The organism is Flaviflexus salsibiostraticola (genome assembly GCF_003952265.1).
GTDB lineage: Bacteria > Actinomycetota > Actinomycetes > Actinomycetales > Actinomycetaceae > Flaviflexus > Flaviflexus salsibiostraticola.
The window spans coordinates 2,106,091-2,121,316 of record NZ_CP034438.1 but is presented as its reverse complement, the minus strand read 5'-3'; the positions used below and the strand labels follow the sequence as shown (position 1 = coordinate 2,121,316).

Annotated in this window: 12 protein-coding genes, 1 tRNA gene, 4 pseudogenes and 1 other annotated feature; of the genes and pseudogenes, 12 read left to right on the top strand and 5 right to left on the bottom strand. The window is 62.5% G+C overall.

Features of this window, described 5'->3' with window-relative positions:
- Positions 1-18: 18 nt before the first annotated feature.
- Both EJO69_RS09860 and EJO69_RS09855 read right to left on the bottom strand, forming a co-directional pair.
- Positions 19-936, bottom strand: a complete 918-nt coding sequence (locus EJO69_RS09860) for a hypothetical protein (RefSeq protein WP_126041422.1) — start codon at positions 934-936, stop codon at positions 19-21.
- Between the two features lie 162 nt (positions 937-1,098).
- Positions 1,099-1,515 (bottom strand): hypothetical protein, encoded by a 417-nt coding sequence (locus tag EJO69_RS09855; RefSeq protein ID WP_126041420.1) that lies wholly within the window; start codon positions 1,513-1,515, stop codon positions 1,099-1,101.
- Between the two features lie 1,413 nt (positions 1,516-2,928).
- Between EJO69_RS09855 and erm the strand changes: the two genes are divergently transcribed.
- The 12 genes and pseudogenes from erm to EJO69_RS12790 all read left to right on the top strand — a co-directional run.
- Entirely contained in the window at positions 2,929-3,747 is an 819-nt protein-coding gene (gene erm, locus EJO69_RS09850) for a 23S ribosomal RNA methyltransferase Erm (protein WP_126041418.1), read from the top strand.
- Positions 3,666-4,181: a helix-turn-helix transcriptional regulator gene (locus EJO69_RS12795; RefSeq protein ID WP_126041416.1), complete on the top strand. Its 516-nt coding sequence runs from the start codon at positions 3,666-3,668 to the stop codon at positions 4,179-4,181. Before erm ends, EJO69_RS12795 begins: the two co-directional genes overlap by 82 nt.
- Positions 4,182-4,273: 92 nt before the next feature.
- Complete coding sequence (locus tag EJO69_RS09840; protein ID WP_164519940.1) at positions 4,274-4,651, top strand: helix-turn-helix domain-containing protein; 378 nt, start codon at positions 4,274-4,276, stop codon at positions 4,649-4,651.
- Between the two features lie 474 nt (positions 4,652-5,125).
- Positions 5,126-5,887, top strand: a complete 762-nt coding sequence (locus tag EJO69_RS09835; RefSeq protein WP_126041412.1) for a recombinase family protein — start codon at positions 5,126-5,128, stop codon at positions 5,885-5,887.
- A gap of 35 nt (positions 5,888-5,922) precedes the next feature.
- Positions 5,923-6,225, top strand: a pseudogene (locus tag EJO69_RS09830) (transposase); the annotation flags it as partial.
- 110 nt (positions 6,226-6,335) lie between these two features.
- Positions 6,336-7,430: an IS30 family transposase gene (locus EJO69_RS09825; protein ID WP_126037929.1), complete on the top strand. Its 1,095-nt coding sequence runs from the start codon at positions 6,336-6,338 to the stop codon at positions 7,428-7,430.
- 14 nt (positions 7,431-7,444) lie between these two features.
- Positions 7,445-7,579, top strand: a sequence feature (AL1L pseudoknot).
- Positions 7,451-8,119: pseudogene (locus EJO69_RS09820) on the top strand (IS3 family transposase); the annotation flags it as partial. Its footprint overlaps the feature before it by 129 nt.
- An 82-nt stretch (positions 8,120-8,201) precedes the next feature.
- Positions 8,202-9,407, top strand: coding sequence for an IS21 family transposase (gene istA / locus EJO69_RS09815; RefSeq protein WP_126038218.1), 1,206 nt, complete (start codon positions 8,202-8,204; stop codon positions 9,405-9,407).
- Positions 9,408-10,157 (top strand): IS21-like element helper ATPase IstB, encoded by a 750-nt coding sequence (gene istB / locus EJO69_RS09810; RefSeq protein WP_126038216.1) that lies wholly within the window; start codon positions 9,408-9,410, stop codon positions 10,155-10,157.
- 365 nt (positions 10,158-10,522) lie between these two features.
- Positions 10,523-11,602, top strand: coding sequence for an IS110 family RNA-guided transposase (locus tag EJO69_RS09805; protein ID WP_211331417.1), 1,080 nt, complete (start codon positions 10,523-10,525; stop codon positions 11,600-11,602).
- A 16-nt stretch (positions 11,603-11,618) separates the two neighbouring features.
- Positions 11,619-11,852, top strand: a pseudogene (locus EJO69_RS09800) (integrase core domain-containing protein); the annotation flags it as partial.
- Positions 11,849-12,175 (top strand): annotated as a pseudogene (locus EJO69_RS12790) (recombinase family protein); the annotation flags it as partial. The pseudogenes EJO69_RS09800 and EJO69_RS12790, both read left to right, overlap by 4 nt.
- Positions 12,176-12,725: 550 nt before the next feature.
- Here EJO69_RS12790 and EJO69_RS09790 read toward each other — a convergent pair.
- From EJO69_RS09790 to EJO69_RS09780, 3 genes are all read right to left on the bottom strand, one after another.
- A tRNA-Ala gene (locus tag EJO69_RS09790) sits at positions 12,726-12,801 on the bottom strand.
- Between the two features lie 67 nt (positions 12,802-12,868).
- A complete protein-coding gene (locus EJO69_RS09785; protein WP_126041410.1) occupies positions 12,869-13,873 on the bottom strand; it encodes a hypothetical protein in 1,005 nt (334 codons plus the stop codon).
- Between the two features lie 89 nt (positions 13,874-13,962).
- On the bottom strand, positions 13,963-15,168 hold the full coding sequence (locus tag EJO69_RS09780; RefSeq protein WP_126041409.1) for a molybdopterin molybdotransferase MoeA: 1,206 nt from the start codon (positions 15,166-15,168) through the stop codon (positions 13,963-13,965).
- Between the last annotated feature and the right edge of the window lie 58 nt (positions 15,169-15,226).

Below are 15,226 nucleotides of genomic sequence, written 5' to 3'. Positions count from 1 at the left end.
CACCGCCTCCACTGTGCTCTACGCGGCCGACCGTCCGTCGGAGTCGTTCTTATCCAGACGCTCGGCCACGAACGCCTTGAATGTGGCGAGCAGATCCTCGGCGTTGTCGAAGGCCCGCATGGTGATACGCATGTTGGTGCCACGTCCGCGGCCGAGACCCGACTGCTTCTTGAGCCGATCTTTGGGGGTCTTGATCAACCTGCCATCCGACGCCCTCACCGCCTGCTCCAACTGCGCAAACGACAACACACTTGTCTCGTAGTAGCGCGTAGCGGACATGAGGAGAGTCGGGCGGGCCCACTCCCGGGGGACGAGCACGAGCGGCTTTCCGTCCACCACCGGGAGTGTCATGTCCGCTTCGTCCCAGTCACCGATGATCGGATTCCAGATCTGCTTGCGGTACGCCTGGGTCTTGTGTCCAGCAGAGTTGAACTGTGGATACGTGTCGATCATCAGCTGGGTGAACTGCGCGAGCGGCCCGAAGATGATGCGCGTGGTGATGTCGGAGGTGATGTCGCGATCCACGCCCTCGACGAACAGCGGAAGGTCCTCGATCTGTTTGAGGATCCCAACGCGAACCAACGCTTCCACGTCGTTGTTGAGCACGTCCCAGATCCAGGTGCCGACGACGTCAGCGCCCCCGTGGCCGTGGAAGCCCTTTGCAGACATTCCGAGCCGGGTCTCCCATGGCTCGACGAAACGCTGCAACAGCCTTTCGCCCCGACGGCCGGTAGCCCCGGCCCCCTTGATGATGCTGTCAGTCACCTGGTGGGTGAACGTGTCGACGCACTCCAGCGCCTGATTGGCGAACGGCTGGGGTGTCCTCCGCAGCCGGATCGCATGAGGGTCGACGTAGAGACGGTTGTCAGCCGTGACCTCCACATCGACGAACGGAACGGGACCCGTGATCCCGTAGTGGGTGGTGATGGTGGGCATGACGCCCTCCTTCCTTGGGTTTGGAGCCCGAGGAAGAAGCAGAGACAGCGCGTCTCAGGAAACTTCGGTACGCTAGAGGTGACTGAGCAAGTCATCACCGCGCCCTCGGGCCGGTACTGGCCTGATCCCGCACCACCGGGGTCGGGCCAGAGTCTTCTATAGCTAGCGCGCATCGGGCTCCTCTGAGTCCGCTGGCTCTACACGCTTGGCACGGTTGCCACGCACCTCCGCACTCGGCCCCGTCAGATCGATGCAGAGCATGCCGTCCTGCTCATACGGCTTGTACCGTCGGCTGACGCTTGTGTCGATGTCGTAATACTGAGTGAAAGCGGTTGCTGACAAGATGACCTGGCCAGTGTCCCGCGACGACTGCGGACGAATCGAGTACGCGTGCGGCTCCTTTGAAGGGCGCAGAGCGATAACCTTGTTCTCCTTGTCGAACAACAGTTCCACCGTCTCTGGCTCTTCAATCAGCTTGTGAGCTACGCGATTGATCGAGAAGATACCTCTCTTCTGGATCGTCACGCTTGGAGCCTTCGCCAGCGGTGCCATGCGCTTGTCGAACACCTCGAACCCCATCAAAACCCTCCTCTCGTCGTCATTACGTTCCGAGTCTAACAGATTGATCCGCCTCAACGTGTTTGAAGTTCTCTATCGCACGATCCGGCACATCCGAACTTCCGACCTAGGGCATGACATGCCGAGGCGTCACCAACTCTGCCTGGCGCACACGCTAGGTTTCCAGCAGTGACATCTCACGCCCGCCTAGCATCAGAGTTAGAGTTGGCAACAGGGGTATCGCTGTGGTGGCCGTCAGGAGACGGACCACTCGGAGCGTCTTGATTGTTTCAACAGTGCACTGATCAACAGAACCATGGGAGAAGAAGTATTGCGTTCTGGCGAACTACGGAGGAGTCATCGTGCCCTCCGAAGTTGTGAAGGCAGGAAGCAGCTGCCCTGTTCAACGCTGCAACAGCTTCGATGTACGCTCGCGGATGTGCACGCCAAGACGCGTTCGGGAGCTTCCCGAACGGTTTGCGTCGATGAGCTTTGGCGCTTCTACGCCTCATGGCTGAAACGAGGCTGACCCCGGCTAGGGACCGGGCCAGAGTGACCAATCCTCCGATCGCGACGCGGGAGCCGGTCTGGCTCGTGGACGAAGTCCGGCAACGGGGGGACGACGGTCCGGGCTTCTGCCGGGCTGGAGCACGGTTGGCCCCGCGGTCAACGGTGGCGCATCGCCTTCGCCGACGCGCGGAACTTTGGCGCAGCCTGCGATGTCTTCGGCGACGTAGCGGGCCTGAACAGCAATTGACCCACCGGGTTGGTGGCCGGTAGGACGTCGATACAGTCTTGTGCGGTGGTTTAGTCGAGCCGGACGAACAGCCCCGCGGCGTCTTCGATGTCACGTTCATCCCGGGAGACGTGCAGCTTCATCACCAGCAGGCACTCCGGCGACTTCGTTGCAGGCATTGTGCGGGTTCCAAGAGGAGTATCCCCTCAGACTTGGTGTGCAGGAAGCTCAATACAGCTCTTCGTCTCGTTCTCAGCTCAGCAACGCCACGCCTCTTGCAGATCGAGGTGCCGACCAGGTCGGTTCCGGTCGATGCAGCCATCTTCAGCGACCACCCGGTGCAGCATCATCGGGGCACCCAGGGGGCGCCAGTCCTCGATCTGCAAGACGCGTGGCAGCTCTATGGGGTCACCCGCGGAGGTGGAGGTTCGTCGGGCACGGACGGCCTGCAAGTCGGTTCTGGCCTGTGGCGATACGGATCTGCGCGTCTTTGACGCATGGACGGGTTATTGGGTCGCCGAGTGGCGGTGGGGTCGCCTACGCTGGTCGTCATGTTGTTCCACGGCACTGCTTCGCTGCGTCTGCGCAGCCGCTGACGGCGGCGAGCACACTCCACGCGTTGTTGCTCCCGCCCCCGGTGATCACGGCCGGGCGGCTCTTTCAGCGTGCCCGGCTCCGCAACAACCACGGAGCAACCAGTGCCTACCTATCGAGGCGGCCGTCATGAGCACGGCCAGAACTTCCTGACTGACCCATCCACCATCGCCACGATCCTCCAGCTCGTGGCCGCCACCCAGGGCCCGATCATCGAGATCGGCCCCGGTGACGGAGCACTCACCTCGCCGCTGGCCCAGCTCGGGCGACCGGTGACAGCCGTCGAGATCGACACCAGGCTCGCCCGACGCTTGGCCCAACGGCTCCCGTCGCACGTGGAGGTCGTCGCCGATGACTTCTTGACCTACCGGCTTCCCACGTCTGCGCATGTGCTCGTCGGCAACCTGCCGTTTCACCAGACCACGGCCATACTGCGACGCATCCTGCACGCACCCGCATGGACCGATGCCATCGTGCTCGTGCAATGGGAAGTTGCGCGGCGCAGAGCAGGAGTTGGCGGTGCCACGATGATGACCGCACAATGGGCGCCCTGGTTCGAGTTCACGCTGCACAGTCGTGTTCCAGCCCGCGCGTTCACCCCACGTCCGGGAGTCGACGGCGGAATCCTCACCATCCACCGCCGCGAACACCCGCTGCTGACTCCGGCCGAACGACGCCGGTTCCACGCCCTGGTCCACCGCGCCTACACCGGTCCCGGACGCGGGCTCGCCCAGATCCTCGCACGCACCACCGCACTCGGCTCACCACAGGCGGCACAGGCATGGCTGAGGGGCCACGATATGGCCGCTGCCGGACTGCCGAAGGACCTGCCCGTCGAGGCATGGGTGGACTTGTTCAAGACCACGGGCTCCTCGCCACCGTCCCGCCGCACGCAGTCGTCCTCAGGACGGCGGCGGCGATGAGCATCGGCCCCTCGTGGCGAGTCTGCCCTGACGAGACCACCCCCAGCCATGCGTACCCGACCGAGACAGCCGCACACCATGCAGCACGGCTCCTCGCTCAAGACCCCGGACGGGATTGGCGACTTCGTGACCTTGCCAACCTCGTGCACCTGTCCACGTCACAACTGGGCAGGGTCTTCAGCCAAAGCTTCGGGATGCCGCCCATCCAGTACCTGGCTCACCTTCGCGCCCACAGACTGGCCGAGCTCCTGGTCGAAACCGACCTTCCGATCGGTGTCGCCATGACACGGGTCGGGTGGCGCAGCCGCGGCCACGCCGCACGACAGTTCACCGCCATCGTCGGGGTCAGCCCATCCGCGTACCGACTCACCGCGACCCAACGAGCAAGCCTGAAATGCCCGTGCTGTGGACAGCGAAGCGAGCTGCCCCGATGACGGCCACAGAGCGCTCTGGCCTCGGCCCTGCCAGGACAGAGATCCGTGACACGGTCATCCGGATGCGGGCTGATCTCACTCATCGGTGGACCTTGGCCGAACTCGCACAGGATGCACACCCGTCGCGGTCACGGCTCGGGGGCCTGTTCGTGGAGCAGTTCGGCGTCCCGCCGATCATGCTGCTGGCTCGGTTGCGGGTGCGGGAGATGGCTCGGCTGTTACGGGAGTCGAACATGACGGTCGGCGAGATCGGGGTCCGGGTGGGGTGGCGGAATCGTGGTCATGCGGCGGAGCAGTTCGCCAAGATCATGGGCGTCACCCCAACCGCATACCGCAACCAGTATCACCAGCGGACCCGGCAGACGGCAGACGATCTGACGGGTTGCTTGTGGTGCGGGCGGCCGCTGCCCGCCACGGACGATTTCTGGGATACGCGCAGATCAGATGGTGATCTGCGCATTCATGACTGATCTGCTCGACTCAAGCCCCTTACCTGGAGTAGTCGTGGAGGCCACTGCCAGGGTGCTCCATCTGGGGCACGGTGCGCACCTGCAGAGTGAGCCATCACTGAGACTCCCGTACCGGGGGCCGTTGCGAGGCAGTGCGGATCGTGCATCCTCGGGCTGGGATGCACGGTGGGGGAAATTCTCCCCCGCCGTGAACTACCCCACCCGGCACTGCCCTGCCCGACTCCAGTCGAAGGGACGGTGCCGGAAATTTTCCGGAACCGTCACCACCACCGGCTCTCTCACGGGGGTGGGGCGTCCACCTGTGGGGCATGAGGCATGCACGCACTACACCGAACGGGCGGCGCTTGATCGCCGAACCCATCGTCCGGGGCGAACCGGACATGGACCGGCTGGTCGCGCTAGTGCTGCACCTCGCCTACCGCCTCCACGACCAGACCGCACCTGTAGCCGACTCGACGACGAGGACCACCGCTCATGACGACGACCGTCGACACGAAGATCCTGACCGTCCCGGGTGAGGGGCGGGTGACGGCGGTGACCTACCAGCGGGTCTCCACCAAGGAACAAGCCACCGCTGGTGGCCGTCACGAAGGGTTCTCCATCCCGGCTCAGCGGGAGGCGAACCGCCGCAAAGCCGATGCTCTCAGCGCCGAGGTGGTCGCGGAGTTTGTTGACGCGGGCGAGTCAGCCCGGTCGGCGAAGCGACCCGAGCTGCAACGGATGCTGGACTACATCGCGACCCATCAGGTCACCTACTGCATCGTGCACAAGGTCGACCGGCTGGCCCGCAACCGCCTCGATGACGTCGACATCCACCGCCACCTCATCGACGCCGGCGTCCAACTCGTCTCCGTCACCGAGAACATCGACGAAACCCCGTCGGGGATGCTGCTGCACGGCATCATGTCCTCCATTGCGGAGTTCTACTCCCGCAACCTCGCCGCCGAAGTCACCAAAGGCATGACCCAGAAAGTCGCCAACGGCGGCACCCCGAGCCGGGCTCCGATCGGCTACCTCAACGTCCGGCGCACCGATGACCAAGGCCGGGAGTACCGGACCGTCGAAATCGATCCTGGTCGCGCGCCCCTCATCCGGTGGGTCTTCGAAACCTACGCGAAGGGTGAGCACACCGTCCCCGACCTCCTCGCTGAAGCCACCGCACGAGGATTGACCACCGTGCCGACGCCGAAGCGACCATCTGGGCCGGTGGGGCGTTCTGAATCGCTCTGGGTTTGATGGAGATTCCTGAGCTTGGAAACAAGGATGGAATAATGTCAGTTATGAACAATCCCGGACGCGCCTCGCAGCGGCGGTATTCACCAGAGGAGAAGGCTGCAGCGGTGCGTATGGTTCGCGCCTTACGTAAAGAGCTGGGCACGAAGAACGGCACGGTCAAAAGAGTTGCCGATCAGCTCGGATACGGCCCAGAATCGGTACGCACCTGGGTGCGTCAGGCCGATATCGACGATGGCCACCTCCCTGGTGTGAGCACTGATGAGGCCCGCCGTCTGCTCGAGCTTGAGCAGGAGAACCGCGAGCTGCGCCGGGCCAACGAGATCCTCAAACGCGCAGCGGTGGATTCAACCGGTCAACGCAACACCATCGATAATGTACTCAGAGGTGTGATGTGGCAAAGATCGGTAGACCAGGACTCCCGTCGGATCGACGGCAGCAAGTGTGGGACATGTGGAAGACAGGGGCATCAATCAGCGAGATCGGTCGAACCGTGGGCTCCCCTCCAGGCTCAATATTCTCGATCCTGTTACCCTATGGCGGGATCTATCAGCCGCCTCAAAGACGTCGCTCCGGCACACTAACTCTTCATGAGCGCGAAGAGATTTCCAGGGGGCTTGCAGCTGGTGAGTCGCTCCGATCGATTGGACGACGACTCGGCCGTTCAGCATCGACCATCAGTCGTGAGATCGCAAAGAATCGAGGGGCGGCAAGGTATCGCGCGGTTGACGCTGACGATCGTGCTTGGCGGCGTGCCAAACGACCAAAGAAGTGCAAACTCGCGAAGAACCCCGTGCTTCGCAGGTACGTCGCGGCACGTCTGCGGGAAGACTGGTCACCAGAACAGATTGCCGGGACTCTGAAAAAGCGCTACCCAGCGGGAAGCAGGATGCTGGTGTCACACGAGACGATCTATCAGTCTCTGTATGTTCAATCCCGCGGGGTACTAGCAAAGGAACTGCAGAAGCATCTGCGATCAGGCCGCCCGATCCGGCGCAGTATCCACAACACGGTGACCGGTCAGTGGCGGTCACAGATCAAGGATGCCGTATCGATCTCGGAGCGACCCGCCGAAGCTGAGGATCGTGCGATTCCTGGGCACTGGGAAGGAGACCTTCTCCTCGGCCGGGGCGTTTCTCAGATCGCAACTGTCGTCGAGCGCGCGACGAGGTTCACTGTGCTCGTTCACGTAGATGGGCGCGATATGGCGTCGGTGACTGCGGGCCTTTCACGAGAGATGAATCTCCTGCCCGAGCAGCTGCGCCGCTCACTCACCTGGGATCGTGGAATGGAACTCGCGGACCACAAGACCGTTACGAGCAGCACCGGGCTTGACGTGTATTTCGCAGACCCTCGCAGCCCCTGGCAGCGTGGGACGAACGAGAACACGAACCGTCTGCTCCGTCAGTACTTCCCCAAAGGCGTGAGCATGAAAGATCTCACCCAGGACGACCTCAACAAAGTGGCGGCACGGTTGAACTCACGACCGCGTAAGACACTCAGTTTTGATACCCCAGCCGATAGGCTTGAAGCACTGTTGCGCTGACCGGTTGAATCCACCGCGTCTTTCTTCGGGGCGGAACTCGACCGCCAACACAAGAAATAGTGGCCTTCATCGACTTAGATAGGGACGATATTGTGGCCGGGCGCCGTCTTGGAGTCGAGTCCATCTGCAGGGTATTGCGGGTGGCTCCAAGCACGTACTACGCCGCGAAGAAACGTGGCCCCTCTGCTCGTGCGATCCGGGACGCGGAGCTGATTCCCCAGCTGTTTGAGCTGTGGGAAGCGAACTACAGCGTCTATGGAGTGCGGAAGCTGTGGAAGGCTGCACGCCGTGCGGGAATCGATATCGGCCGCGATCAGACCGCCCGTCTTATGCGAGCAGCAGGGATCGAAGGGGCACGACGGACCAAGAAAGTCCGAACCACTCACCGTGATGCGACTGTGCCTCGGCATCCTGACTTGGTCGACCGTGATTTCACCGCCACAGGCCCGAATCAGCTGTGGGTCACCGATCTGACATTCGTTGCCACCTGGGCCGGGATCGCGTTTGTGTGCTTCATCATCGACGTCTACTCCCGCATGATCGTCGGCTGGCGAGTCGCCTCGCATATGCGCACACCCATGGTCCTCGATGCGATCGAGATGGCCCGCTGGTCGCGCGGGACTCACCTGCCCGGGCTTCGGTGTCACAGCGATGCAGGCAGTCAATTTACGTCCATTCGCTACGGCGAGAGTGTCGGCGGCAGTTGAAAAGTGAGCAGTTTCGGCATTTGAAAAGTGAGCACTTCGATTAACGATGTGGAGTGTGATTTCAATGCACGATTGGGAAAAGATCCGGGTGCTTGCCCGCGAGGGTGTACCGAAGGCTCGTATTGCTGCTGAGCTGGGTATCTCACGCAATACGGTGGATCGGGCGGTGAAGTCTGATCAGCCGCCGCGTTATGTCCGCACGAGGACACCGACGAAGTTTGGGGAGTATGAGGCCCGGATACGGTGGCTGCTGGAGGAGTGTCCGACGATGCCGGCCTCGGTGATCGGCGAGCGGGTGGGCTGGCCTTACTCGGAGAGGGCCTTGCGGCAGAATGTGGCACGGATCCGTCCTGAGTATGCGCCACGACGTCTCGATCCTGCGGACCGGTTGGAGTGGGAGATCGGGGATGTGGCTCAGTGTGACCTGTGGTTCCCCAATGTTGATATCCCGATCGGGAACGGCAAGACGGCACGCTTCCCTGTGCTGACGATGATCCTGGCCTGGTCAAAGTATCCCGTTGCCTTGATGATCCCGAGCCGGCAACGCCCGGACCTGCTGTTGGGCATGTGGGACGGGATCAGCACCTTTGGCAGGGTTCCTCGACGCCTATTGTGGGACAACGAGGCCGGAATCGGACGATACGGCAAGCTCGGGCAGGAAGTCGCGGAGTTCTGTGGAACCCTCGGAGTGAAGCTCGTCCAAGCCAAACCCTATGACCCGGAGACCAAGGGCGTGGTCGAACGGTTCAACTCCTACCTGGAAACCTCGTTCCTGCCCGGGCGGACGTTCGCCAGTCCCAAGGATTTCAATGCTCAACTCGCCGGCTGGCTCGAGGTGATCCGAGGGAAGAAACCACGAGGGAAAGACCAAACTCGGGGCCAGGGCCTGACCGTCGAGCTCGAGCATATGGGTGCGTTGCCGCCGGTTGATCCCGCAGCGAGGTGGACTGTGCAGACGCGGTTGGGACGTGACTACTACATCGAGATCGGCGCGAACGCCTACAGTGTTGACCCCAGGTGGATCGGGCACCGCATCGACGTCACCATGGACCTGTCGACGGTCCAAGTCAGTACGGGCGGGAAGGTCATCACGACTCATGAGCGTCTTTGGGGCAGCGGCGGTCAGGTGACCGACCCTGACCACGTGGAGACCGCTCGGAAGCTGCGTGCGACCTTTCAGCAGCGCCAGGGCCTGCCCGGCTACGGAGTGACGGTCCAGGGCGGGGACCTGGCAGTATATGACCAGATCTTTGACATCGAGGTGGCCTAAATGGAGGCGATCAAAGACGTCACGTACTACACGAGTGCGTTGAAAGCACCACGTATTCAAGCTTCTTTCGCTCGCCTGGCTGACACTGGGCGGGCACAGGGCTGGACGTTCGAGGAGTACTTAGCCGCGGTTTTGGAAGCCGAGGTCACCGCCCGGGAAGCATCTGGGGCCGAGATACGACGGAAACGAGCACACTTCCCGTCCATGAAGACGATTGAGGACTTCACCTTCGATCACCAGCCCCACCTGCGCTCAGACGTTCAAGCAGCATCACGCTCGACCTGGATCCACAACGCGGAGAACATGATCCTTCTCGGCCCACCAGGCACCGGGAAGACTCACATATCGATCGGGCTCGGCATTGCCGCGACCAGGGCCGGAATCCCGGTCCTGTTCGACACCGCAGCCGGCTGGATCCAGTCGCTCACTGCCGCTCACAACAAGGGAGACCTGACGAAAGAGCTGCGGCGTATTCGCCGCTACAAGCTCATCATCATCGACGAGCTCGGCTACCTCCCCATCGAGCCAGAAGCCGCGAACCTGTTCTTCCAGCTCATCTCGGACCGATACGAGCAATCATCCATCCTGATCACCTCAAACCTCGCTTTCGGGTCCTGGTCCACGATCTTCCACGACGAGACGATTGCGACAGCCATCATCGACCGGCTCGTCCACCACGCCCAAGTCCTGACCACGAAAGGAACCTCCTACCGGATCAGACACCGACAAGAACAAGGAACTGTAAACTAAAACCGCTCAGTTTTCGATCGCCGGAAATGCACCAAATTCAACTGCCGCCGACACGAGAGACTAGCGGAGATCGGCGCTGTTCCCTCGATCGGTACTGTTGGCGATAGCTACGACTGTCAGACTGTTTTCACCTGGTTCCGCAAGAATCGGGAAGACCTGACCGGTGGGCTCTGACTCCAGCATACGAATGACCCGAACGGTGTCTTAGCGTTGTACTGTCGAGCACCCGGACAGGCACGGAATAGAGCATTGACACCTCCCGGGAGTGACCTCATAGGAGCCTGGAGCATTACGCATTCCTTGTGACAGTCCTGTCTACCCGGCAGGCGACAGTGTGAGACCACACTAGCAAGCAAGGAAATGCCATGGAGACCCCCATAAATATGAGATCCGGATACGTTGTCGTCGGCGTTGATACTCACAAACACATTCACGTTGCAGCCGTCATGGACTCCGTGGCCGGAATTCTCGATACTTTAACGATCCCTACCGACACTCCCGGGTTCGCGAAGCTCACCGCGTGGGCCCACACCTATGGGCAGATCTTAGTCTTCGGAATCGAGGGAACAGGATCCTACGGGGCCGGACTCACATCCTATCTACGCCGTCAGGGTCATCGTGTTGTGGAAGCGGGCAGGCCCGATCGCCGGCTTCGTAGAATGAACGGTAAATCCGGCACTCTCGATGCGGAAAATGCGGCTCGGGCAGCACTGGCAGGCATGGCTACCGCAACCCCGAAAACTGCTGACGGCACAGTCGAGATGCTGCGCCAGCTCAAGGTTGTCCACGGCACCGCAGTCAAAGACCGCAGTGCCGCGATGATCACGCTCAAAGCCATGCTGGTCCACGCAGATGATCAGCTCAGAGCGAGCACGAACAAGATGACGCAGATCAAGCTCGCCCGCCATCTGTCACGGCTACGCCCCTCTGATCTGACTACTGTTGCTGGGACACTGCGGTACTCGTTACGTGCCTTGGCAGGGCGCTGGCTCTTCCTCGATGCTCAGATCAAAGAAATAGAATCAAAGATCAATGCCCTCGTGACTGAATATCGTCCAGCACTACTGGAGCAATTCGGGATCGGTGCCGATACTGCTGCGGAGATCCTTATCGTGGTCGGCGATAATCCTGAACGTATCAAATCAGAGGCAGCCTTCGCGAAACTCGCCGGCATCAGCCCGATCCCCACCGGCTCGGGGCAGACCAGCGGCCGGCACCGGATCAACCATGGCGGGCACCGCCAGCTCAACGCGGCGATCTACCGCACCGTCATCGTCAGGATGCAACACCATGAGCCGACAAAAGCTTACGTCACTAGAAGAACCGCCGAAGGCAAGTCTAAACGCGACATTATTCGATGCCTCAAGCGCTACGTCATCCGCGAGGTCTACCACCTCGTTAAAGCTCAACCAGCCGCCGACATCCCACTGCAGAAAGTGAGTTGACAGATATAGGAGCGTCAACGCACTGGCTGAGACGGTTAACGGATACTACAAGACCGAGCTCGTGCGCGGGCCGGCACATCCGGGTCCGTGGAAGACGATCGAGGATCTAGAACTGGCCACCCTGGGCTGGGTCCACTGGCACAACACTGAACGCCTTCACGGCTACCTCGGAGACGTACCACCGATCGAGTTCGAGAACACCCACTACACTGCTACCAGCACCCCCAACGTGCTGATCGGAATCAAATAAAAAGAGCCTCCATCAAACCCAGAGCGATTCATTCCACGTTCTTCAAGCTGCTGCGCAACCCGTACTACATCGGGCAGGTCCGCTACCAGGGTGCCCTCTATCCCGGCACCCACGAGCCGATTGTCGATGCGGAGACGTGGCAACAGGTCCAGATCCTCCTGAATACCCGCGCCACCGCTGGGGAACGTCGCCGCAAGCACGATCACTATCTGAAGGGAACCCTGTACTGCGGCACGTGCAAATCGCGGTTGCAGCTCGACTACGCCCGCAACAAACAAGGCATCCGCTACGCCTACTACATCTGCACCGGACGAGCCACGAAACGCACCTCCTGTACCAGGAAGGCCGTGCTCGTTGGCGTCGCCGAACAACTCGTCGCCGACTGCTACCACCAGATCGCCATCACCGAGCACACCTACGCGCAGCTCGCACAGCGAGTCGAGGCGGCCTTCGACCAGCGGCTCGCCGAGCGATCCCAAGCCCTCGACGACCTCACCGGCACCAAGCACCGGCTAGAAGCCGAAGCGGACAAGCTCCTCGAAGCCCACTTCGCCGACGCCATTGACCTACCCACCCTGAAACGGCACCAGGACCGGATCAGGATCGCGCTGGCCGATGTCACCAAACGTCTGGAAGCTGAGCGGCACGACCACGAAGGTCCCCGCCAGCACCTCGCTACCGCGTTACGACTCCTGGCCGACTGCGCCACCATGTACGAGCGCACCGACGACCTGGGCAAACGGCTCGCCAACCAAGCCTTCTACCAACGCATCCTCATCACCGAAGACGAAAAAGCGGCGATCCAGCTCAACGAGCCGTTCGCCGCCCTCGCACCCACATCAACCGATGTCAGGTGTTCTACTACGTCTGATCTGGTGGAGCTACGGGGATTCGAACCCCGGACCTTCTCATTGCGAACGAGACGCGCTACCAACTGCGCCATAGCCCCTTACGGAGAATAATCTAGCAGAAATCGCATGGGCGTCACGCATTGGACTGCGTCTCGTAGATCACTCTCAGGCGCGGCGGCGGGCCTCGAGAACCTCGTCGAAGCTGAAGGCGGCGATGACGGGGGCAGCCTCTGCGGACGAGGCGGAGGGAGCGCTGGAGAACTTCTCGCCGATCTGGGTGGGCCGGTACGGCACGGGGGCAGTCGGTGCTTCCGCGGGCTCGAACGGCTTGACCGTGCGCCGCGAGAATGTCGGCTTCGGGGTGTAGGACGGCGTGGACATCTCCCTACGCACAGCGCGCTGCTTTGCGGCCGGGGCCTCAACGGTCTCGGGGGCAGATGCGACGGTCGGTGCTGAGACGGCAGTCCCGGCGGAGGCAACTGTCCCGGCGGATGACGCCGTCTGTGCGGAGGGGACAGATGCGGCGGAGGCTGCGTTGGCAGAAGCCGCCGACAATGCCGACGCCGCCGAGGCGCGGCGCGCCTGGGCAACCCTGTGGGGCATCTTCTTCGATGTCGCGGTCTTGCGATCCTGAACGCGCGCGGTCCGACTCAGCTTCTCGATCTTCGCATCGAGCTTCGCGATCGCCTGCCTGTCCTTGGCGTTGGCGGCGCGTGCGGAGACGAGAATGCGGGCGTAGACGGCGCCCGCCGCGACAGTGAGAACGGTGGGGACGATGCCGAGGACGACGGTCATGCTCGCCGCGACAACGGCGATCCAGGCGATGAGGGAGAGGAGGACTGCGACGCCGATGCCCATCCCCATCGCCTTCATGCGGGCCGTCCGCTGGGACACCCTGGCCCGGGCACGAGCGCGACTCGTTGCGAGCGTGCGAAGGTTATTGGGATCTACCCTGCTCATTCTCGACTCCACTCTTGGAAGGATGGTTCCGCGGTTGGCGGAGCGTGCGGTGCTCCACCGGTCGACAGAGTTGATGACACGGAGGTTCTCGGACACGCTCTCGTCGACTGGAGTCGCGAGAGCAACTCTGCTTCGCCAGGAGAGCGCAGGATAGACGACTGTCATCAAGACGATGACAGCCGCAAACAGTGCATATCCCTGAATCTCCACACTCTAAACGTAAAGGTTTGCCCCGAAGCGGATCGGGAGGTCTCACGGAGTGTTGCCTCGAAACTCAGCAAGTTTCAAGGTAAAGGAGCTCAGTCGAGGATAAGGCAGGTGAGTTCGTCGCCCACGGCGACCATTTCAGTGCCGGCGGGGACCGCCGCGAGGGCGTTCGCCCTGACGAGTCCGTACAGGAGCTCCCTGCCCGGCATACCCGTCGGTTCGAAGCGATAACCCTCGGTGGGTCGACCGGCGATGCGCACCGGCACGTACTCCTCGAGGCCCGACTCGGAGACCCACGCTCGCGTCGCCTGCGCCTTGATCGTGCGGCGGTAGACATTCGAGTGGCCGACGGCGCGCCGCAGTGCGGGTCGGACGAAGAGCTCGTAGCCGATCATGGCGGCGACCGGGCTGCCGGGCAGGCAGTAGATCGGGATCTCGCCGTCCGTGCCGACTGTGCCGACCCCGTACTGGCGCTCGGGCGCCATCGCGACACGATCGAACCGCACGTGGCCGAGGTCGTAGAGGACCTCCTTGAGCGAGCCGGAGATGCCGCCGGTTGTGATGATGACATCGGCTCGGACGATCTGATCCTCCAGCGCCTCGCGGAGCGCCTTCTTGTCATCCGGCACTCGCGGAACGCGGAAGACAATGGCGCCGAGCTCCTGCACGGCAGTGGAGAGGCCGAACGAGTTGGCGTCGTAGACGGTTCCGGGGTGGCCGGACCTGCCCGGCTCGATCAGCTCATCGCCGATCGACATGATGACGACGCGGGGCGCGGGCTTGACGGGGACGGCCCCGAGGCCCGCTGCGGCGAGGAGCGCGAGCTGTCGCGGACCGATCCGGGTGCCCGCTGGCAGCGCGACGAGACCGGCCTCGAGATCTTCGGCCTCGAACCGAATGTTGTCCTCGGCCTGAACCGGGCGCGTGATCGCAACCGTGACACGACCGCCATCCGTCCACTCAACGGGGACGACCGCGTCCGCGCCGCGGGGGATCGGGGCGCCGGACGATACGCGGATCGCGGTGCGCGGCGGGAGCACATCCATGGAATCCTGGCCGGCGACGATCTCCCCGGTCACCGGAAGGCCGACGGGCTGATCCTCACCGGCTCCCGCCACGTCGGCGGCCCGCACCGCGTATCCGGTCACCGCTGACACGTCGGCGGGCGGCAGGCTGACCGGCGACACGGCATCGGCCGCGAGGACGGACCCGACCGCGTCGGCCAGCGGCACCTCGAGGGCGGGGATCTCCTGCAGGACCGCCAGGCAGTCATCGATGAATTCGGATACGCGTTTCACAAGTGGCCTCCTGCCGACGAGTCTAGACTGCGGCAGGCGCGGACAAATGGATAACTGC